We start from the raw sequence: 20,141 nt of genomic DNA on the forward strand, positions 1-20,141 counted from the left end.
GGAGGTCATGTTTCATGCGTCAAAGTTCGGTAGACGGAAGAACAAGAATGAGCGAAGAAGTCAGACCTGTGACGGCCACCCCGGAACAGAAGCCAGAGGGAAATGGACCTGTGTCGGCAAACGTTCTCTGGGCGATCAGTACTATACGGATATGGCAGGTCCTTGTCGTTCCTGCTGCGACTGGAGGTACTCTGGATGCCTCTTGTTCTCTACCTATTGTCCGGTGTCTTCGCTGGACTCGCCTATGTCTATCTGAAAACACGGAGGGCCGCTGCATTACCGCCCTAAGACTAGAACGCACTGCACTGTGATGACAGAACACCTATGATAGCCTTTCGCAGTCGACGGATGAATAGACCTCAGTGAGCGGACCGCTATTACTGGACGAGCCTGGTGGAGCACAGGACTCGACTGATGCAGCGTTTCGTTTCGTCTTCAGCAGGGACTGGTACAGGAGGTAGAGAATAGTGAGCCACACAGGAATGACCGGGTCAAAGCCCAGAATGAGGTAGTGGAGGACCACGCCGATAGAGAAGAACGCCAAGAGGTTGTTCGCCCCTGACCACAACAGGTCAAGCCGCTTTGTCGCGTCTGACAAGAACACACAACGTTGGTACAGGAGCAGCATCGAAGGCGCCAGAAACGAGTACCAGATGGCTAGAAAGAGAAACCATGAGTCTGAATACACAAGGAGCACCAAGAACATCATGTCCGAGAAGTGGGAGAGATAGTCCTTTTCGCCAGCCGGCGTCATGATGAACCGGGAGAAGCTCTTGGCGAAGATGAGCACACCGAGTGCGAGGCTCAACAGGAACCTCGGGTATGCCTCTGCCAACTGCGGCAATAGATGGATGACAAGACTCGTAATGCTCGTGCTGTGATGACCATCCAAGTAGTGAACGAAGTTGACCTCTAGGAAGTCTGTCACTGAAGTGGGCCACATCAGGAAGAACAACACACTGGGAGCCAAGGCCGTTGAAAGCCCTGCTGTCGTGCCTGCCAGTGGTACCAGCTGTCTTCTCAGTGTGGAGCGCACAGGGTGCGAAAGAGGAATGAGGAAGGGGACAAGGAGCAGCATGAAAGGTTTCATGCTGGAGACCAGCCCCACCAACAGGCCCACCCAGAAGTGAGGAAGTAGTCTGTCTGTCTTCATAGTCCTCAGCAGGAAGAGGACCACCAGTGCCATCAACACAACGAGCTGTGAGATCTGTCCGAGAACGAGGTTGACAATGTGGGGAGGAGCAATAGACAGGACGGTCAGCGACTTCTCGAAGTTCTTGGTCTCGACCGAAACACCATAGGTGAGACAGACATGGAATGCCATGTATACTGTGCCACAGTTGCACACCATCATCAGCGAGATATCGAGAATGTACAAGACCTCGACTGGGAAGGACACGAACAGGGACATAATCATGCCAAAGAGTGGAAAGTACCTGTAGGGGAGGCCGTTCGGACTGACTGTGTACAGGTCAGCGGGAGAGACCCGGATCATCTGTCCTGCCGCATAGAACACTTGGAAGTCTAACATGAGTATCGTTGATTCAATCCCGCCTGTTCCGAGGTGGAAGAGAAAGAGGAGGACGACCGCCACATAATAGGCCACATTGAAGACGAGAGCAGCCTTCAAGAGTCGAGAACTCCGGAAGTACACCCAGAAGGGGCTTGTGCGTACCAAGTTGCCAAGGGGCAGCGTGGTCACCAGAGCGGAACACCCCATATCAGTACTTGAGCGAGGGCCATCGCGACCGAGGACGACCCGACTAGTAGTATCACGATTGGTGCTTGTGGCCAGTTGTAGCGGTCAGTCCAGCGGGCATCGAACAAGAAGAAGGGGACGTACAACAAGACCGCGGCAGCAAGTATGAAGAGCAGGTTAGGAACACGGATGAGAGGCTCCGCGCCGAGAAGAATCATGGCAAGCCCTAGTCCAAAGACAGGGGGATGAAGTGTGAGGCGTTCCAAGATCAACCAACGCCGGTTCTTCTTCCAGTAGTCGCGGCTTCGGAAGCGACGATAGAAGTTGACGTCCCAGCCCGTCGTCACGAGCAGTATTGGAAAGCTGATCATCACTATGAGATTGAGCACTATTGAGCTGAGCGAGAACGCGAACGAAAGAGCCGTATAGTAGTTTATCACGCGGCTCAGATAACGCCGCCGGAACTGCAGCTCGTCGGGGAGCTTGATCTCTACCAACCACACACGGAAGAGCAGAAAGACGATGCCAATGACTGCCATCAGCTCGGTCATTGTAGCTGCACCTGTGTCTAGCGCAACATGCCATGTCAACAGGTCCTGCACAGAGTCCGGGAGCTTCTTATGCTCATCTGTGATGGCCACACTCCGCTACTATGTGTGGACACACCAAATGTGACCAGACGACTCCCTTGAAGGGAGAAGCATGACATGGAAGCGATGTGTTGCAATGCACAGGCTAATAAGGGATGGTTCAGACACACTATGTGCAGGAAAAGCAAGTATACGCGCCTTCTTTGAAAGAGTAAGTGAGTGGGGTTCCCATGTCGCACCTCCCCAGAGGAACACGCTGTTTTTGATAGTCCTGCTATTCGTGCACGAATGCACATGAGAGAGATACGAAATGACTTATGACAGTGAGCCCATTCAGGCCACAGTGGCTGAACTAAAGCCACGCATGAAGAACCTGACAATATCCTTCAGAGTCTTGGAGGCAGGTCAGGAACGCGAGGTTTCATCTCGCGACAGTGGTGATACGCACCGTGTACTAGACGCAGTGGTTGGTGACTCGACCGGAACCGTTCAGATGCCCCTCTGGGACGATCATATCGACTCGGTCAAGGTCGGTACAACTTACACACTGAAGAACGGCTATTGTGGCCTCTTCAGAGGAAACTTGCGACTGAACATCGGCAAGTATGGTGAATTGACCGAAGCAGAAGTGCCAATCGAAGAGGTCAACAGGGAGGTTGACATGTCTGCTGAAGAACACGATGATGACCGACGACCAAGACGGGACTTCGGCAATCGTGATGGAAACCGAGAGGGCGGCTATGGCGGCGGTAGCGGCCGCAGCTATGGCGGCGGTGGCTACGGCGGCAGAAGCAGCGGCGGATATGGTGGCCGCGGCGGCAGAAGTGGCGGCAGTTACGGAAGGCGCGACAGGCGCTAGTCCGGGAAACCGACACAACTACCATGTAATGGTGAGTGGACGACACTCACCCTGTACATTCCTGAGCTGCGTCCACTGGGCGCAGTTCATCTTACTTTTTCCAAATGCGTTTTCAACCAAGAGTACCTCTTCAACGAGGCGTGTAAGGACTGACTAGAGAAGGACAAGACGCTCGCCATGCAGAGGCCCCACTCTCGTTCAGTCTTACGCTTGTCAGATTGAGGTGAGCTTCTACTGGTGGAATCGGTTGGGGCACAATAGGGGGATACCAGAATGGGGCCGGCGACACAGTCGAAACCGATGCTGCGACGATGGGAGTTCAGGCAACAACTGGACTCACTTCTCACTTACTGGGCTTGGCGCACCCGCCTCGAGGTCGCCACTGAACGACAATGCCATCTTGGAGAACAGAGGAAGAACGAGTAAGATTGAACCGATGACCATCACGGTCGTGAGGGCAAGGAACTCCATTCCTAGTACACCAAGAGAGACAGCCTCTCTAGCGATGATGAGCGACATCTCTGCCCTGACGCTTAGACCTAAGACAATCACGGGAAGGGCTCTTCGCTCTGCCCTTGTGATGCAGCCACCGAGGAATCCCCCAGACAGCCGTGATACCATTGCTACAGCCAGAACCACCAGCGCGATAGGCAGGACAGATGGAATCCCATATGGATTGATGCTCAGTCCGATGCTGGCGAAGAAGAGGCCAGCGAATAGATCCTTCATAATTGCGACCTGTCTTGCCAGTTCCTCACCAATCGGTCTGTGGGGAATGACAGCTCCCAATATGAATGCTCCAGTTATGGCGGAGAGTCCAACAAGCGTGGCAGCAAATGCGAACAGCAGGCCGAAGCCAATCAGCACGGTGAATAGGGTGTCCCTGCCAACTGACAGCTCGAACCGCTCAATGATGCGTGGGAGGAACTTGTCGCCCAAGAGAAGCGACCCCATTATGAACACAATCGAGAAGACAGTGCTCTGTGCCAGACTCGATGGCGAGAATACACCACCTGCAAGGAAACTGAGGGCGATTGTGAGCAGTACTATCCCCTCCACATCATCAACAACACAGGCAGTAAGCAAGGTTGAGCCAGACTTGGTCCCCACTAACCTGTTAGTGGCAAGTACTGCCGCTACTACACTTGTTCCACTTGGAGCTATCACTACTCCTAGAATGAAAGATGCAGGACCAGACCAACCAAGCGCGATGCCGAGAGCAAACCCACACAGGACTGACAGCATGACGCCAGCCGTTGTGACCGAGAACGCAGTTCTGCTTGACCTCCAAAAGTCCGCGACATCAAACTCGAGACCAGTGACGAAGAGCAGGAGTACGATACCAAGGACTGCAAGCACATTGACGGTTGCAAGGTCGGTAACGAGTCCCAGTCCGCCGGGACCGCCAATGAAGAAGCCCACAACGACTGCTCCTATGAGACCGGGAAGGTGCGCTCGCCTGAACAGAGCGGTCACCAGCGACACCACTACAATGAGAAGCCCAATCTGATAGAGGAAGAGGACTCCAGGATCACTGACCACAACTCTACAATGGCAATCTGACTATTATGTCCTACCAATGGTTCGATGCTCCACGGGAGGCGCCCCACAGTCCAGAGAGCGGACCAGGCTTCAACTCTGCACAGTGTCACCGGGTTCGAAGTCGCCCGAAGGTCGGATGGACTTGGATTTCACTGATGGAGCATGCATGAACGGGCATACATGCATCAATACTGTCGTTCAACATCCCGACTGGGCGGGTTCAGATGTCTGTACAGGTAAGGCATACATGCATCAATACTGTCGTTCAACATCCGACGACTGTTCACTTGGCACTCGGCCGAGTCTGTTGCATGAAACACTGCACTCTCTCAAGGCAGGGCTGTGAACGTTACACAGGTCAAATCCCAATCGATACATCCACAGTCCACCGGTCCTTAGTGCCACGCAAGCCCACGACACCTGCGTATGCCCTAGACACTGAAGTGGCCGCAGAATCCAGCACATAGTAAACAATATACGCAGATGCGCCTTAGTGGTCACTCGGAGCCAAGCAATTTGAGAGACGGGTGCGAAGCAAGAATACTCGGGTCGCCGGAAGCCAGCGTGGTCCAGACCAAGAAGGTTGAGATGGAGCACCCACTGCTGGTGTGCTGTTTTCCGTCGGCTGGCGTCGTAGGAACGATAGTAGCAAACACTATGATTGACCAGTTCAAGATGGAGGAGGTTGCACATGTCCGTTCGAGATATATGCCCTCGGCAGCTGTATTCCTAGAAGGAAGGCTTAGACACCCATTCAGGATATACTCAGCTCCGGCGAAGAACCTCCTCGTGGTGACAAGCGAGCTTCCCATTCAGGAAGAGGGGATGTACATGGTCTCCTCGGCCCTGCTGGATTGGGCAGCTGAGAAAGGAGTCAAGGAAACCGTCATACTTGATGGAATACCAGTGCAGGGTCTGCCGTCTGAGAGGAAGGTCCTCTTTGCCGCAGAGGAAGAGAAGCTAGTCGAGCTCAGGAAGTATGCGGAGATGGAGATGTTGGACAAGGGAATAATAACAGGCATTGCCGGCTCCATTCTCAGTGAAACCCTCTGCCGGTCAATGGTTGGTTTTGCGCTCCTGACTCCGGCAATAGCAGTGATTCCAGATCCGGACGCCGCTGTTCAGCTACTTGAGATTCTAAACAAACTCTATGGATTTGGGGTTTCGGTTGAAGAGCTCAAAGCAAGCGGGCTGATGATTCGCCAGAGGATGGAAGAAATGGCACAGCAGGTTCACGGGATGCAGAAGCGGAGTTCCGCGCCGGGACCCACATATGACGGGATGTATGCCTGAGCCGAAGGTCCAGCCGCTATAACAGAGACAGTGACGGAGAGTTCGCCACAACATGTGACCACAGTCCGTGGTCAATCGCTACAGGTCTCGTAAGCTTCCTTGGCGCCCTCAGCGTTCCTCTCACCGAGCTTCCCCGGCCACTTCTCGGCAATCACTTTCTGCGCGGTCTCCAGCTTTATCAGGCCTGTCGCCTTGGCGAACGCACCCAGCATTGTCGTATTGACAACGGGCAACCCACCGACTAGCAGACCGTACTTGAGGGCAATTCCGGTCCCATCATATGTGAAGACATGACCTCGACTGAGACCGACCTCCTTCGCCTTCTTGTGAGTGTTGATTATGACAATACCGTTCTCCTTCAGTCCCTCGGTCACGTCAATGATATCGACTATCTGTGGGTCGAGCACAGCTACAATGTCAGGCGTGTATATCTGGCTCCGGACGTTGATCTCCTTGTCAGAGATTCTTGTGAAGGCCTTTACAGGGGCACCTCGTCGTTCAGCTCCAAAGTACGGAAATGCCTGAACACCCTTGTAGCCATCGTAGTGCGCAGCCTTCGCCAGTAGTTCAGCGGATGTGACGCCACCCTGTCCGCCTCGACCGTGCCATCTGATCTCAATCATGTTTCAACCCTGCTGGTCGGACTGAAGCCGCGGGGTCTGTCCCAGTACCATTGTAGATAAGTGTGATGGTATTCACCTCCCATGGTGTTCCCATGGTGTCTTGAGTGCATTCGTATGCGCATCTGATAGCGCTCCTCGATGACCAGCACCAGACGACAGTCAGATCCATCAGCTCAGGAGAAGACTCAGGAATAGTAGTCCGCTCTTAGAGCCTTCAGAACCCCTTCCGCCGAGTTGGCCGCCTGCTGAAGACCCACACCTGCGCCCGCGGTGTCAGTGCCGACCAGATACAGTCCTCTCACTGGCGAGCGGGGACCCGGCCGGTCAAGGTCCGTCTGACCGGGAATGAGCGCGGCCCGAGTGGCGTACGATGACTGCACATGCTCCATCTCAATGTGCTCAAGGACCTCTGGATAGTACTTCTCCATGCCATTGCCCTTCATCAGCTTCACATGCTCCTCGATGGTCTTCCCCTCTTGATACACCATAGCGATGGCGACAAGCTCCTTGCCCTCTGGTGCGCATGTGGGGTCAAAGCTTGAAACTGAGAGCATCCAACGGTTTGGATTGGGGTGGACAATCACTCTTGACTTCCGGTCCCCGAGAACAACCCGATCCAGTCCTAGCCACAGTGTGACACCATGAGTAGGCACCATATGGCTCCACCGGTCAAAGAAGGAGATGACCTCGGGTCTGGAAGACTCCACTATGGCAGGCATTGACCACAGAGGTATATTGCTCACCACTGTTGTGTGTTCAAGCCGCTGACCATTCACGACCAAGGCGGTGACTTCTCCATCCTTCTCGATAATTCTCTGCACGTCTGCATTCAGTACAAGGTCGCCATCAATGGCATCCACCACCCGCTCAACCAGCCCAGCCATACCGCCTATCGCAATTCCCTCATCATACTCCACTCCGGTCCCCAAGAGCAGTTTCTTTGCACTGGAGAGCTTCGATGACTCCTTGTCGGTGTCCTTAAGGGTTCTGAGAGCTTCATATGCCGAGGCTTGCTCGATGCCTACACCAGCAGCCATGTAGATGGCGCTCTGCATGACATCCAGCATCACTTGGTTGGTGGCTTTCCTCGCGGTCATGAACTCCAAGAAGGAGATGTCCTTGTAACGCTGCATCTCCTCGAGGCGCATGGTCTTGATCTTGGCCCCAATCTTCGCTAGACCAAGTCTTCCCCGCATGTCTGTCAGCGGCCAGCGCAGGGTCTGCCCAATGCTTGCCGGGATCGTCCCCTCCCGGTCATAGACCCGAAAATGCCAGCCCTCATGAAGCACGAACTCAGGAGGAGGCTCAAGATACGTCCTGAGGAAGCGGGCAAAGGCGCCTCGTTTGACTCGTGTGACCACATGAAGACCTTGATCCACACGGTAACCATTGATATGGTAACCATGCCAGACGCCACCAACACGCCCTGCCTTATCAAGAATCAGCGGACGTTTTCCCTCAGCAGACAATGCCAGAGCAGTAAGGAGACCGCCAGCTCCAGAGCCAGCTATCACCGCATCGTATCGAGACATATCAAGATTTTCAATGGAGAGCTGTCGCATGGCTGAAACCTGACGAGCGTCAGTCCGAAACAACTTAAGACTGTTCTCACGCAGCAAGGATGTAGGCAAAACCCTATTCAATAGGTATGTGTGTACTACGCTGCGGAAGAGCGAATCAGGTCCGAACGGTCTAAAAGGACCATCCAATGTCAATTCGCAGGATAAGCAAAATGCCTTCTCTCGAAGACGTGCTCAATGCAGCAAAGGCGAAGCTGGCAAGAGGGGACAGGGCAGATGCTGCAAAGCTAATCATGACCGCAGCAAAGGCCGTCGGGTCAAGGGGGATGAACTTGCGTGCGGCACGACTCTATGAGGACGCAGCCGATGTATACCGGGAAGGAAGGATGGCACAGGAGTGCTATGATGCTCTTGAGAATGCAACATTGATGCTCATAAGGCAGGGGGCCAACAACTCTCAGAGTGAGATTGCACGGGTCAGTGAGAAAGCCGGAGACATAGCTCGGGAGTTCTCAGACTACAAGAGGGCTGCTGACTTCTATTCTAGAGCAGGAGACTATGCATCTGAAGACGACAGACGTCGTCTTTCCGCGCGGACGGCTGAGGTACTGCTGAACATGGCAGATGCAAGTGAGGAGAAGGACAACTACGAAGAAGCCCTTGCAGTGCTTAAGAGGATCGGCAGGCTCTACTTCGCGGGAGGGGAGGTGGAGCTGGGCAGACGCATAAACTCCAGAGCTGAGAGAGTGGCAAACAAGTGGGCCGAGAAGGCCAAGAAGAACGGGGACTATCTGTCTGCGGGCAATGCGCTGGCGGAGGCTGCACAGCTGAAGCAGAACGAGGGGGATTTCAATGGAGCCGCCCGTCTGATGCTCATGGCAGGTGAGCTCTATGAGACAGCAGGCCTCTTTGAGAAGGCAGGAAACATCTATGACGCCGCTCAAGAGGTGCTCAAGGCTCAGAGGCTGACATCGGCATCTAGAAGCGCCATGGCCAAGGCCTCAGAAGCCTATCTGAAGATGGAGGGGAAACCAGAGGTTGTAGCGCCATTGCTGGTCAGAGCAGGAAACATGTTCACTGAGATTGGATTGGGTGTCAAGGCCAAGTGGGCATTCAAACGCGCGGCAGACATCTTTGCAGAGCTCGCAGAGAAGTCCATTGCGGAGGGAGACCCTGAATCTGAGAAGAAGTACCTGAGGTTCAGAGCCATGTGCCTGAAGCGCTGGGGGGCGGAGGATGAAGCAGCCGACATCTACAGGGCGGTGACAGACTACTACCTTGGACAGGCATCCAATCCGGGAGCCCAAGACAACATGGAGGCACAGGCATTGGCCCTTGAAGAGGCTGCTGCGGTCCTTCATGAGTCGGATAACAAGCAGGAGGGGAATGCACATCTTGAGAGAGCGCTCCAGATCTATGTAGAGCTTGCAGACAAGAGCCAGGTTGCTGGTCAGGCAGACGAATGCTCAAAGTTCTACACCAAGGCTGCAGAGGTCGCGATGAAGTTGGGGGACCTGAAGAGGTCGGCCTCGTTTCACTGGATGGCATGTCAGAAGGCAGAGGGTGCAGCCGAGTACTATTCACAGACAGGGGTACCCGAACTTGCCACCATCTGGTTGAGGACTGCAGGAAATGAAGCGCTTGCCACCCAGACGGAGAACATGGTCAGGAAAGGCATCGAGCTCCTTCGGCAGTCTGCTAAGGGCTTCCGCCAGATAAACGAGATGAGAGACGCGTTTGAAGACCTCTATGTGGTCCTTGAAACGCTATTAGAGCGCTACCCCGAGAACACAGCCAACATACGCGAGGTTCTGGCAGAGATGGAGGAGATTGCCATTACCACCAAAGACGAGTACATGACCAGTATGTTGACGGTACTCAAGGCGATTGAGAAGAAGAGCTATGTAGCATCCGTTCTGATGTTGCAGGAGCACGAAGATGCCCTCCAACAGAAGCGTGACAGACTTGGAAGACTGATTGAGAGCATCAGGACACCTCAGAGTGTTCAGACGTAAGACAGAAGAGAGTGGATGCCAAAAGCCGGCATCAATCAAAGGCGTCAATCGGGGATAGGCGACATGGGCACATACCACTCTCAGATACATCTTCAAAGTAAAGGCAACACGGACATAATCGACATCACTGACGAGGCGTCACGACATGTCGCCAAGAGCGCGCTGCGGACGGGAACATGCACTCTGTTCTGTGCTGGATCTACCGCTTCAGTAATGACAATCGAGTACGAGGATGGGCTGCTAAAGGACTTCCCTGATGCAATGGAGCGGATAGCTCCTCAAGGCGCGGTATATGAGCACCACTTGCGATGGGGTGATGGCAACGGACACTCGCATGTCAGGGCATCAGTGATTGGTCCTAGTCTCACTATACCGTTTGTCAATGGAAGGCTGACTCTGGGGACCTGGCAACAGGTGGCATTCGTGGACTTTGACATAAGACCCAGGTCAAGAACCATAGAGGTGCTGATTCTCGGCGAGTGACTACTGCCATTCTGCGTCCGGCTTCAGGTCCCACATCATCTCATTGATGGCGCTCGGTACTGGATATGATTCACGAATCTTCAATGCAAGATAGTGAATCCGCAATGCCCGCTGCAACCTGTGCACATGGAAGGGGGCATTCCAACCGGCTGCAGAGTCTCGATAGCCGACCTCACTCAGCAGGTCGTGAATTGTCGCCAGTTCTCTCTGCACCTGTGCCTTCACATCTTCAATCTCTCGGTCCAGAGTCAGGTTGGTCTCGAGCATAGTATGCAGCAACCTCAGTGAGAACTCTCCACCTCGCCAAGGTATTAACAAGCTGTATAGTCCCCGTAATACACACAGCTCAGATTGTGCTGCGCTTTGCTGCCCTTCTGCGGACCTTGGTGCCACAGACGTTACAAGCCATGTCCGGGGGGGCCATTCTCTCTTTATTCCCGCAGGCAGGACAGACATACACCCATTCAATTCTCCGCTTGAGTCGCTTCATTGGGTCGAGAACACGGACTCCCAGATGGCTAGCTGTATTCAGGACGGCAAGGTCCGTAGACACGAGAGTGGCGCCGGGCATATTTCTATGGATACAGAGGGCCACAGCAATGAGACCGAGATCGGTTCGGGATAGACTACTGGAGTCGCCCACCTCGTCCGCCCGGCGAGTGACCTCTTCCAGTACAGACAGGTCAGGCGAGTCCACTCGAAGACGTCCTGCGGCCATGAGAGACTCGGCTCTTCGCCCACTCCTGCTATTCAATACCTCTGCCAGTACATCCTCAGTGGTGACGAACTCGGCATTAGGATGTCTCTTGTCCCAGTCTGAGAAGAGAACACCGGCATCCAGCACATGTACCTGCGTCATCCTCTCTGACACCAACTAGAGAATCCTGGGGACCAGTCGTGTACTCAACCGGTCGTAGTAGTTGTCGTACATACGGATGAACCGGGTCACGGACTCGGACTTCTTTATCCACACCCTGTCGCGGGGCTCAACATCCCAACGTGTCTGACCGTCTATCACTGCAACACAGCAAGCACCCGGCTTGACAAGCTCAAGCTCCATGGTGCAGGTGTCGGGAATCACAAGGGACTTCATCTCAAACCTGGGTGGGCATACAGGGACAAATATGAAAGCGTGGACACCGGGGGTCAAGATGGACCCGCCTGCAGCCAGAGCGTAAGCAGTCGAACCACAGGGAGTCGCTAGCATACACCCATCGGCACGGACATAGTCCACACGATTGCCATCTATGTAGACCTGAAAGGTGAGAAGTCGACCTGGGACACACGACGCGACGTAGACTTCATTGAGCGCGTCGGGAAACCGCTGTTTGCCGACACCAGACGCTAGGTTCGTGCACCGCTCAATCACGCAATTGCCTTCTAGAATGTCCTCCAGCAGACTCAGGGCAGTCGTCGTACTGCTCTCCGTGAGGAAACCAACCGTTCCCCGGTTGACACAGAAGAGAGGTGTCTCGCGGTTGGAGAGGTGCTGCAGAGTGTGAAGGATTGTTCCATCCCCTCCAATCGTAATCACAAAGTCAACGTCCATGTCCTCGATGAGTGTTGGAGTCACTCCCTTCTCCGCCACGTTGCAGGAACCGGGGTCGACTTTCACCTCATAGTCCCTATCAAGTAGGTACTGCGCGACTGCTGCTGCCAGTCGCTCAATCTCAACACGACCCGGCTTGCAGACAAGCCCTACTGAACGCCGCTCGGTGACTATCTCTGGGGAGGTTTCAATGCTCAATCCTTGCACCGACAGGGTTGGACCACATCGTCCCATTTCACTCTTACTAGAGCGGCTAGGCGCCGTCAGAGATGATTGATATCCACATGAGCACCCGTCTCTCTCAGTTCAGAGGAGTGCGGCTCACACAATGTTACCATGAGGGAACGAACTCTAACAGAAAAAAAGGTCATGTCGAACATCCGAGATGCTGGTGCAGGCCGAAGAGAATTGGTGACTGCACAAAGTATATAGAGAGTGTGCGTTCATCCTCGCGAAACGCGTCTATTAGACCGGTCGGTGGTTCACATGAGCATCAGGAAAGCAGAGGCGAAGAGCCTGAAGCCCGGAAGCTATATGATGATTGACGAAGAACCATGCCGTGTTGTTTCCCTTGACAAGTCCAAGCCGGGAAAGCATGGTGCTGCTAAGGCCAACATACTTGCCGTTGGATTCTTTGATGGCAGAAAAAGAAACGTCATAATGCCCGCAGACAGAATGGTTGATGTGCCGGTCATAAACAAGAAGAGCGCCACTGTTGTCGCAGACCTAGGCGAGAATCTTTCAGTGATGGACTCTGAGACCTATGCAACCTTTGAAGTCCCATGGCCTGTCGACGAGGAGCTCAAGGGACAGGTCAAACTCAACTCAGAGGTTGAGATCTGGGAGATCATGGGCCGTCATGTGATAGTCCGTGTGAAGTGATTCGTGACATCGTCTCCAGTCGTCAGATGACACTGCCGCACAGACATGTCGAAGCTTTGCTTATCTGGAATGTACCCAAATCAATGGTACAAAGACTGGGACGGATCCCACGGCAGGACATAGCAGATTGACAGATGATGCAGGTTTATCGCGTGGCAGTCCGGAAGAGGTTGTAGTCCCGCCCGGTGTAAAGGTGAGCCTGTACAAGAGCCTCTGCGAGATTCAGCGACGGTATTTCGAACTCATTCGAAACCTCAGAGCAGAGAAGGATGCGGTCCTGATGGAGAGAGAAGCGGGAAGGCTTGGCTTTCGCGAGTACTGGAGCAAGAGGATGGAGGTTGAGGGGAGAATCCAGAAGGTCATAGAGAGGCTCGCACGCGTAACGAAGGAGATGAGCCGCATCAAGAAGAGCTCGGCAGGCTGCGAGTGACAGTAAGTGGCTTTCGTATGAGCGGCCATACATACATTGCGCCTGTGCAGAGTCAATTGCAGTCTGTGAGGACTGAGAAAGAAGGGAGTGAGACATCCAGGTTGGTCCTGGGGTCTCACTCTTGATTCGCGACACGCTTCAGTCTATAGGTCCACTTCTCGAGTGTCACCACTGAGGTTCATGGATGGGTCATAGGTGTAGGCTGAGTGAGAAAGGTTGGTGACCTTGAAGACCCAGTGGCCTCGTGAAACAAAGCCGAGGTCGAAGAGCGCCACACCCGTCGAGCTGGTGGTGGCAGTATAGGTTGTCACCTTGTTGGAGGGACTTGTCGCACTCAGATACACTGTTGCATCAGCAAGTGCTGTGTAAGACGACGGTGTTCCAGATACGACTGTCACCTCGACCTGGCAGTAGGCCCAGAGCCAGAACGTGAAGGAGTAGACCTTGATGTCTGCTATGAACATCGCGGGAGGAGCAGGGGCGTTCTCAACAGTGACACTCACCGAAGCAGATGCTGTCTGTGCCACTGTGTCATGTGCACGAGCTTCAATCGTGTGGCCACCATCAGCCATCGCGGTCGTGTCCCAGTCATAGTAGTAGTATGCGCCATCGATGTTCGCAGTGATGTCAATCCAGCTTCCGCCGTCTATCCGGACTTCCACCAGGGTGACACCATGGTCATCACTGGCAGACACCTGAATCCGAACCGTACCGGACACTGTTGCACCTTGGGACGGTGCGACGATGCTGCACGTCGGAGGATTGTCGGTGGGCTGTTGGTTATTCACTACAACAGACCTCTCGTCAGTCGCAGTCTGGTCTATGCTGTCAGTCGCTCGCGCGGTCAGAGTGTGTGACCCATCGGCCACTGTGGTCGTATCCCAGTCGTAGTAGTAATTCGACCCATCGTAGTTAGACGTGACATCCACGAAGACTCCGTCCACAGCTATCTCTACTGAGGCAAGTGAGGTGTCATCACTGGCACTCACAAGCACTCTACAGACTCCCGACACTGTGCTTCCTGAGGCGGGATAGTTGATTGCTACTGTCGGCGGGTTGTCTGCACCGCCCGTGATCTCATCGAGTGCTGCCTTAGTCTGTATGATTCCTGAACCGTAGGTGTTGTCCTTGCCGACTGTGCCCTTGTCCAGTGCTGAGCTCTCAAGAACCTGCTTTATCTGTGCTGGGCTCATGTCAGGATTGGCTTGGCGAAGGAGTGCTCCAATCCCGGCGGCTGTCGGAGTCGCCATGCTCGTCCCTGAATACTGCACATACTGGTTCGTCGTTCCGGCCTTTGCAGCTGTGACAGCTGCTCCTACAGCCATAACATCAGGCTTGATACGGTTGTCAAGTGTAGGTCCCTCATTACTGAAGGAAGACCATGTGCCGTCATCATTAACAGACCCCACTGTGACAGCCTTCTTCGATGCGGCTGGCGAACAGATCTTGTTGTAGCCGTACAGCCACTCTGGGGAACCATGGTTGCCTGCAGCTACAAACAGGAGAAGACCTGCGTCCATCACTGCATCTGCCATCTGGCAGAGGGCATCAGTCCCATCAGATGCAGTAGCGCTGTTGGAGCCTAGACTCATAGACACAACATCAATGCCATAGACGTCCTTGTTGTCGATCACCCATTGCATACCATCAAGAATCTGCTGTTCGGAGCCGCTACCCTGAGAATTAAGCACCTTGACCCCGACCAACTGGGCTGCGTATGCAACACCACGATACTGGCCGTTGCTGGCCTCACCTGTACCAGCTGCGATACTGGCGCAGTGAGTCCCATGTCCGTGGTCATCATATGCGGCTATTGGCACGGTGTAGTCATTCCTGTCGTTGATTATGTCCCTGAATGCAATGACTTTGTAGGTGTTGTAGGGGTCGGTGTCATCAAGGTCCATGTGGGCGTTGTCAATGCCTGTGTCCACAATGGCAATCACCATGCCCTCACCGTGATACGGATAGGCAGCATATGCCTCAGGGACTTGGGTCGCAACCAGCGAGCTGTCCAAGAGCGCAAACATCTCAAGACTTGCGTCTTCAAGGTGATGTATCCGCGGGTCTTCGCTGATTACAAAGACCTGTTCAGTCATCATTTCCATTACGACTGAGTTGATTGCAGGATAGCGAGAAGTGATTCGGCAACCGTATTCGGCAGCCATTCCCTCAAGCGCATCGATTGAACTGCCGACCACTACCACGCTCACCCGCTGGCCGATTCTCATCTGGCTCAGTCTACTGTCAAGGTCATCATGAATCCTGTTCAGATCTCTGTCCCACAAGGGGGAGTAGGCCAGTTCTTGAGACTCGTACATGACGATCTGGGTATGTACGGGCGCTGCATAGAACTGCCCACTGACACTCAGGAAGGCGGCTACTAGCAACAGAGCCACCACCATCTTTCGTTCCAGATTCATTCCACTCACTCTCTCTTGATGTACAAGCAAGAAAGCGATGCGGGTGCATTCGAAGAGTTATATAAATCCACCGAATTCTTCCGCAGACTCCGTGTTCTGAAAGCATTTAAAAGCCGCCGAACTTTTCCCTATGTCCATGACGTCGTTGAAGAGCAGGTCGATTGTAGCTGGAATACTACTGATACTCATGCTGTGTGTGCTACCTCAGCCAGTAGCAGCATACTCCACCAACAGCTCACTGTTGTCAATCACGCATGCGGACTACTGCGACCTAGATGGGGACGGGTTTGCAGACGATGTCCTGACGAAGGTGATAGTGGGCACACACAGCGGGCTCCCAGAATTCGTGTTCTGCTGGACCACACTTAAGCTCACATTGCCATCTGGGACCGAGTCGTACACGGACGTGTGGATCTGGGGCATCTACTCCTCAGTGGAGATAACTGTGGAGTGGTATGACCATGCCACAGAGTCCGGATGGTACAGCCTCCATGTGACGATGGACTCCATGACGATGTTGGACTCCTTTGCAGCTGAGGCCCACATGGTGTTTGACCCTCCGGATGAGGGACCCCCGGGCACTCCATGGGTCAGAGTCATGCTCTCCAGTCCTTCGTGCATGTGAGACATCGGTTCGTTAGGAGGACACCACCTCATTGGATCATGGACTCACGCCAAACCACCTCCGCATTCTTGTTGCTCTTCAACAGTGCCCCCTTGGTACCTACGAGGAACTCTCTGAAAGGGTCGGCTTGGCAAAGTCAGTAGTACACGGATACGTACAGGAGCTCGCGTGTTGGCCTCAGACCAATGTAGCATACTATTCGGTGGTGGCGAACCCGAACCTTGTCAACCTCGGGCTTGAACTGGTTGACGTGTTAGTTGAGGCTGACAGCGAAGCCAAACTCCAGGGTGTAGAGGCAGTCTGTCAGAAACACCCGTACACTGTCTACCGCGCCCGCTGCTTTGGTGACATCAATGGGGTACTAGTTCAGTTCAGGGCACCCATGGGGACCTCGATCAAGATATCAATGCTCTTCGAAAGGGCTGCTCGCGAGGGAATATGCAACGGCCATCGAGTGCTGCCATTCAACAAGGCGAGTGTCTGCTACACGACAATGAACCTTGACAATTGGAATCACGAGACCGGCAGTTGGGAGTTCGACTGGGCTGAGTGGTTCTCGGCCAAGGGCACATTTCGAACCGAGAAGGAGCAGCCTCAGCCGGTCGCTGCGGACAAGGAATGGCTGATGCGCCCGGATATGCTTGTCATCCGCGAACTCACACGCAATGCAAGACAGAAGAACAAGGACATCATGGACACACTCGCAAGAGCGGGCTTCCAAACGACTTCGCAAGCATTCAGCAGAAGACTGGAGCGCATCAAGGAGAGATGCATTAGCGGTTACCGGGTCCAGATTAATCCTTATGCATTCGACTCGTATAATCCTGTTCTGATATGGGGTGAGGGAGAGGAGAATGAGATCAGAGACCTGTCACACAGAGTCACGCAGAGGCCAATACCATTCACGTCCACCTTCAAGTCGTTCCAAGACAAGGTCTTCTGGTATGTCCATCTGCCAGCCACTCACCTCTCAGATCTACTCTTCTACCTGAGGCCAATCCTTCATGACCTCCGGTTCCATCATATCGACTACACACGGAGCAGGACCTACTACCTGTGGCCCGAGACTTTCGACGACTCTGCTCATGAGTGGAAGACTGACGATTCATTCATGATAGACGGTGTTCTTAGTGACATGTGACACGCCATGACAGCCGACTCTGCAGCCTGTGAATAGTCCCAGACGGACAGTCCAAGACACGCGCTGGCAGATTATGCTTAGAGAAGACGGAGGGAAGATGGAATTAGGAATGGTGCGGAGGGCGAGATTTGAACTCGCGAATCCCTACGGAACATCCCCTGCCGCAAGAGGCTTGCGGCTGATAGGGACCTGAACCCTACGCCTTTGACCAGGCTTGGCAACCTCCGCATTCGCAACGCAACAACAAGGCGTCTGTATGCCTCGGCGGGTTGATACGCTTCCAATGAGAAATGCGAAGGGGTGATAAGCATTTCCATGAAGAAACAGATTCACACACCTTTCTAGCCGAGTATTACATGACTTGTACAACGGAGTCAACTCTAGATACAAGCTTATCAGCCAATCCGTTTTCCATATGGATTGACGGCGGGAGGTTGAACAGATCTCCGCTGAACTCGCAGGAGGATTGGATGCCAACGATGAGGAACCAAAGTAGCATCAAGGGGACTGAAGGAGGCCCTAGGTGAACACAGCCATTGAGAGGGGCACTAGGGAATCTGGTTCGGCAGAATCATAGAACTGCCGGGAACTCATGCGAGGTCCAGCACTAGCGACGGACTTCTGGCAGAGCTGGAGGCAGAAGTGCGCTATCACATTGAATGGCTGAAGCATCACCGAGGGAGACTCCGAATTCCCAAGAACAAGTCACTACAGGTCGCCGAAGAGATTGAGGAGTCGTTGGGCTGGGGGAGTCAGGCGGACAGGTCGCCCTGTTTGCCTTTGAAGGAACTCATGTCGATGAAAAACTCTTGGAAAGGATTTTGCGGTACATGACCTACAATCGCGATGATCTGATGACCACCGTCCGTGGACTCGATGACCTCACCATGGACCGCATTCCGACGGGTAAGAGCAGGAGCATCCGGGACATCCTGAGTCATGTGCGCAATGCCGAGGAGTTCTACGTGTCGAAACTCGGTCCTGAGGCAGACGCAGTGTATGAAGGACATCTCGGAATGCCGGTTTCCAGATGCGACAAGCTGCCAGTCGTTGAAAGACTGCCAGTCGTGAGAAGCAGCTGCATCCAGACACTGAGAGATATGATTCCTAAGAGAGGCAGTAGTGTATTCCGGAGAAAAGAGTACACGCTCCATCCAGAAGAGGAGTGGACCGGATACAAAGTGCTGCGAAGGTTTCTGGAGCATGAGCAGGAGCACATATACAACATACGGGGCTACCTTGGGTGTTTCCCAAGAGGATGCATCGCCTGAAGATACTCCACTGTACAGGACTTGGACTGTGTTTTCTATGAGTGCAGCAGAATGAATGCTGATTCTCAGGGAGCTGGCGTTCGGTCATTTGGTAGTCGATTTGCTCCTTCGCAGCCCTATCCATACTCGCAGTTCTGGGCCTTGAGTAAACGACTCCTGCGACAGCGAGTGCAGAGGAGTTAACGAGGGCCATTGTGGGGGCGAAAGCTCTTGGCTTGAGCATTCCCATCAGGAAACCACCGAACAGGACGGGGCACTAGGCCCCTGTCCATCCTTGAATCTGTGGTCACTCATGCAGAAGTATCTGTGGAACTGAAAGAGGACTCCAATTAAGACCAGTGCAATGGAGTTGACTAGAAGCATTCCGCGAACTGCAATCCGCGGCATAAACAGTGCGGCCAATGAGTCACTGAAGACTAGCAGGACTCCGATGCCTAACACACCTGAGAACAGCAGTACGTATCCCACCAACCGTCTTCCTCCGCCGGAGCGCAGCAGATAGGACTTCAGCACAAGGATGCTTGCCGGGTATATGATGATACAGGACACTTGCGTATCCCAGGACAACGATACACTGGGGTCTGTCTGTCGAGCCAGGGCAACTATCTGTACAGTCAGACCGAGTATCCACATCAACAGTCCAATAACCAATATTCTTGACCAAGTGAAGCCCATTCAAGAAACCTCCTTCAAGGTAGAGATCGTGTCGAATCCAACAACAGTCATGGGTCACCCAGCCCCTGTCCGTCCCAGAACGTATAGCTTCCTGCCCGATAGTAGCCAATGGACTTGAATGCCAATGCGGCAGCTCCAACACCCACTTGGAACCACAACACAAGCCACCAGAGGTTGGTCATCAACCAGTTCTGATAGTCATTCCCCCACCACCACCAGATGCAGCCCGCCTCGTCGAGCAGTACAGCTTGGGTGACGTATCCAAATACCAGGCCCAGCACCGCTGCCACTAGTGCTGCGCCAGCTGCAGCCAAACCACCAGCTCCTGCAGTGAGGTAAGCTCCAATCGCTCCAAAGAAGACAGCCCAACCAGCTATAGCCAGATAACTCGACTTCTCTTCTTCTATCTGATTGTGGGAACACTCGTAGCCATTCCTGCTCCAGTCGTTCCAAGTCGCAATCTGGTAGTAGTCGCGGTCAGGATGGTGATACTTGACCTGATAGGACGGCCCAGTGATCTGGTA

20 protein-coding genes and 1 tRNA gene are annotated in these 20,141 nt (G+C 53.7%); 9 read left to right on the forward strand and 12 right to left on the reverse strand.

The window, feature by feature from the left end:
- Window positions 1-322: 322 nt before the first annotated feature.
- Together HXY34_08455 and HXY34_08460 are read right to left on the reverse strand one after the other, a co-directional pair.
- A complete protein-coding gene (locus HXY34_08455) occupies window positions 323-1,702 on the reverse strand; it encodes a hypothetical protein (GenBank protein NWF96161.1) in 1,380 nt (459 codons plus the stop codon).
- Window positions 1,699-2,250, reverse strand: coding sequence for a hypothetical protein (locus tag HXY34_08460; GenBank protein ID NWF96162.1), 552 nt, complete (start codon window positions 2,248-2,250; stop codon window positions 1,699-1,701). Before HXY34_08460 ends, HXY34_08455 begins: the two co-directional genes overlap by 4 nt.
- A 349-nt stretch (window positions 2,251-2,599) precedes the next feature.
- Between HXY34_08460 and HXY34_08465 the strand changes: the two genes are divergently transcribed.
- Entirely contained in the window at window positions 2,600-3,148 is a 549-nt protein-coding gene (locus HXY34_08465) for a single-stranded DNA-binding protein (GenBank protein ID NWF96163.1), read from the forward strand.
- Between the two features lie 336 nt (window positions 3,149-3,484).
- Here HXY34_08465 and HXY34_08470 read toward each other — a convergent pair whose 3' ends face one another.
- On the reverse strand, window positions 3,485-4,690 hold the full coding sequence (locus HXY34_08470) for a cation:proton antiporter (protein ID NWF96164.1): 1,206 nt from the start codon (window positions 4,688-4,690) through the stop codon (window positions 3,485-3,487).
- 516 nt (window positions 4,691-5,206) lie between these two features.
- Here HXY34_08470 and HXY34_08475 point away from each other — a divergent pair.
- A complete protein-coding gene (locus tag HXY34_08475; GenBank protein ID NWF96165.1) occupies window positions 5,207-5,983 on the forward strand; it encodes a proteasome assembly chaperone family protein in 777 nt (258 codons plus the stop codon).
- Between the two features lie 71 nt (window positions 5,984-6,054).
- On the opposite strand, the gene HXY34_08480 is transcribed toward HXY34_08475, so the two are convergent.
- Both HXY34_08480 and HXY34_08485 read right to left on the reverse strand, forming a co-directional pair.
- Complete coding sequence (locus HXY34_08480; GenBank protein NWF96166.1) at window positions 6,055-6,606, reverse strand: pyruvate ferredoxin oxidoreductase subunit gamma; 552 nt, start codon at window positions 6,604-6,606, stop codon at window positions 6,055-6,057.
- A gap of 185 nt (window positions 6,607-6,791) precedes the next feature.
- A complete protein-coding gene (locus HXY34_08485; protein NWF96167.1) occupies window positions 6,792-8,138 on the reverse strand; it encodes an NAD(P)/FAD-dependent oxidoreductase in 1,347 nt (448 codons plus the stop codon).
- Between the two features lie 200 nt (window positions 8,139-8,338).
- On the opposite strand from HXY34_08485, the gene HXY34_08490 reads away from it, so the two are divergent.
- On the forward strand, window positions 8,339-10,141 hold the full coding sequence (locus HXY34_08490) for a hypothetical protein (GenBank protein NWF96168.1): 1,803 nt from the start codon (window positions 8,339-8,341) through the stop codon (window positions 10,139-10,141).
- Window positions 10,142-10,204: 63 nt separating this feature from the next.
- Window positions 10,205-10,624, forward strand: a complete 420-nt coding sequence (locus tag HXY34_08495) for a YjbQ family protein (protein ID NWF96169.1) — start codon at window positions 10,205-10,207, stop codon at window positions 10,622-10,624.
- On the opposite strand, the gene HXY34_08500 is transcribed toward HXY34_08495, so the two are convergent.
- The 3 genes from HXY34_08500 to HXY34_08510 all read right to left on the reverse strand — a co-directional run bounded on the left by HXY34_08500 (window position 10,625) and on the right by HXY34_08510 (window position 12,371).
- Window positions 10,625-10,903: a hypothetical protein gene (locus HXY34_08500; GenBank protein NWF96170.1), complete on the reverse strand. Its 279-nt coding sequence runs from the start codon at window positions 10,901-10,903 to the stop codon at window positions 10,625-10,627.
- Window positions 10,904-10,970: 67 nt separating this feature from the next.
- Window positions 10,971-11,483 (reverse strand): hypothetical protein, encoded by a 513-nt coding sequence (locus HXY34_08505; protein ID NWF96171.1) that lies wholly within the window; start codon window positions 11,481-11,483, stop codon window positions 10,971-10,973.
- 15 nt (window positions 11,484-11,498) lie between these two features.
- Entirely contained in the window at window positions 11,499-12,371 is an 873-nt protein-coding gene (locus HXY34_08510) for an NAD(+)/NADH kinase (GenBank protein ID NWF96172.1), read from the reverse strand.
- A gap of 288 nt (window positions 12,372-12,659) precedes the next feature.
- On the opposite strand from HXY34_08510, the gene HXY34_08515 reads away from it, so the two are divergent.
- Window positions 12,660-13,055: a translation initiation factor IF-5A gene (locus tag HXY34_08515; GenBank protein NWF96173.1), complete on the forward strand. Its 396-nt coding sequence runs from the start codon at window positions 12,660-12,662 to the stop codon at window positions 13,053-13,055.
- A gap of 127 nt (window positions 13,056-13,182) precedes the next feature.
- On the forward strand, window positions 13,183-13,485 hold the full coding sequence (locus HXY34_08520; protein NWF96174.1) for a hypothetical protein: 303 nt from the start codon (window positions 13,183-13,185) through the stop codon (window positions 13,483-13,485).
- A gap of 143 nt (window positions 13,486-13,628) precedes the next feature.
- On the opposite strand, the gene HXY34_08525 is transcribed toward HXY34_08520, so the two are convergent.
- Window positions 13,629-15,905 carry a S8 family serine peptidase gene (locus HXY34_08525; GenBank protein ID NWF96175.1) on the reverse strand — a complete coding sequence of 759 codons (2,277 nt, stop codon included), beginning with the start codon at window positions 15,903-15,905 and terminating at the stop codon, window positions 13,629-13,631.
- Between the two features lie 145 nt (window positions 15,906-16,050).
- On the opposite strand from HXY34_08525, the gene HXY34_08530 reads away from it, so the two are divergent.
- Complete coding sequence (locus HXY34_08530) at window positions 16,051-16,530, forward strand: hypothetical protein (GenBank protein NWF96176.1); 480 nt, start codon at window positions 16,051-16,053, stop codon at window positions 16,528-16,530.
- Between the two features lie 31 nt (window positions 16,531-16,561).
- Window positions 16,562-17,671: a winged helix-turn-helix transcriptional regulator gene (locus HXY34_08535; GenBank protein ID NWF96177.1), complete on the forward strand. Its 1,110-nt coding sequence runs from the start codon at window positions 16,562-16,564 to the stop codon at window positions 17,669-17,671.
- 110 nt (window positions 17,672-17,781) lie between these two features.
- On the opposite strand, the gene HXY34_08540 is transcribed toward HXY34_08535, so the two are convergent.
- A tRNA-Leu gene (locus tag HXY34_08540) sits at window positions 17,782-17,899 on the reverse strand.
- Window positions 17,900-18,480: 581 nt separating this feature from the next.
- Here HXY34_08540 and HXY34_08545 point away from each other — a divergent pair.
- Window positions 18,481-18,942, forward strand: a complete 462-nt coding sequence (locus tag HXY34_08545; GenBank protein ID NWF96178.1) for a DinB family protein — start codon at window positions 18,481-18,483, stop codon at window positions 18,940-18,942.
- 228 nt (window positions 18,943-19,170) lie between these two features.
- On the opposite strand, the gene HXY34_08550 is transcribed toward HXY34_08545, so the two are convergent.
- Together HXY34_08550 and HXY34_08555 are read right to left on the reverse strand one after the other, a co-directional pair.
- A complete protein-coding gene (locus HXY34_08550) occupies window positions 19,171-19,617 on the reverse strand; it encodes a hypothetical protein (protein NWF96179.1) in 447 nt (148 codons plus the stop codon).
- A 47-nt stretch (window positions 19,618-19,664) separates the two neighbouring features.
- The coding region (locus HXY34_08555) for a hypothetical protein (GenBank protein NWF96180.1) at window positions 19,665-20,141 on the reverse strand (477 nt) is incomplete at its 5' end.

The sequence above is a fragment of the Candidatus Thorarchaeota archaeon genome, assembly GCA_013388835.1.
Classification (GTDB): domain Archaea; phylum Asgardarchaeota; class Thorarchaeia; order Thorarchaeales; family Thorarchaeaceae; genus JACAEL01.

Coding starts and splice junctions, on each gene's coding strand:
- HXY34_08460 (NWF96162.1), bottom strand. CDS start 2,250: ATGACCGAGCTGATGGCAGTCATTGGCATCGTCTTTCTGCTCTTCCGT.
- HXY34_08465 (NWF96163.1), top strand. CDS start 2,600: ATGACTTATGACAGTGAGCCCATTCAGGCCACAGTGGCTGAACTAAAG.
- HXY34_08480 (NWF96166.1), bottom strand. CDS start 6,606: ATGATTGAGATCAGATGGCACGGTCGAGGCGGACAGGGTGGCGTCACA.
- HXY34_08485 (NWF96167.1), bottom strand. CDS start 8,138: ATGTCTCGATACGATGCGGTGATAGCTGGCTCTGGAGCTGGCGGTCTC.
- HXY34_08490 (NWF96168.1), top strand. CDS start 8,339: ATGCCTTCTCTCGAAGACGTGCTCAATGCAGCAAAGGCGAAGCTGGCA.
- HXY34_08495 (NWF96169.1), top strand. CDS start 10,205: ATGGGCACATACCACTCTCAGATACATCTTCAAAGTAAAGGCAACACG.
- HXY34_08505 (NWF96171.1), bottom strand. CDS start 11,483: ATGACGCAGGTACATGTGCTGGATGCCGGTGTTCTCTTCTCAGACTGG.
- HXY34_08515 (NWF96173.1), top strand. CDS start 12,660: ATGAGCATCAGGAAAGCAGAGGCGAAGAGCCTGAAGCCCGGAAGCTAT.
- HXY34_08525 (NWF96175.1), bottom strand. CDS start 15,905: ATGAATCTGGAACGAAAGATGGTGGTGGCTCTGTTGCTAGTAGCCGCC.
- HXY34_08550 (NWF96179.1), bottom strand. CDS start 19,617: ATGGGCTTCACTTGGTCAAGAATATTGGTTATTGGACTGTTGATGTGG.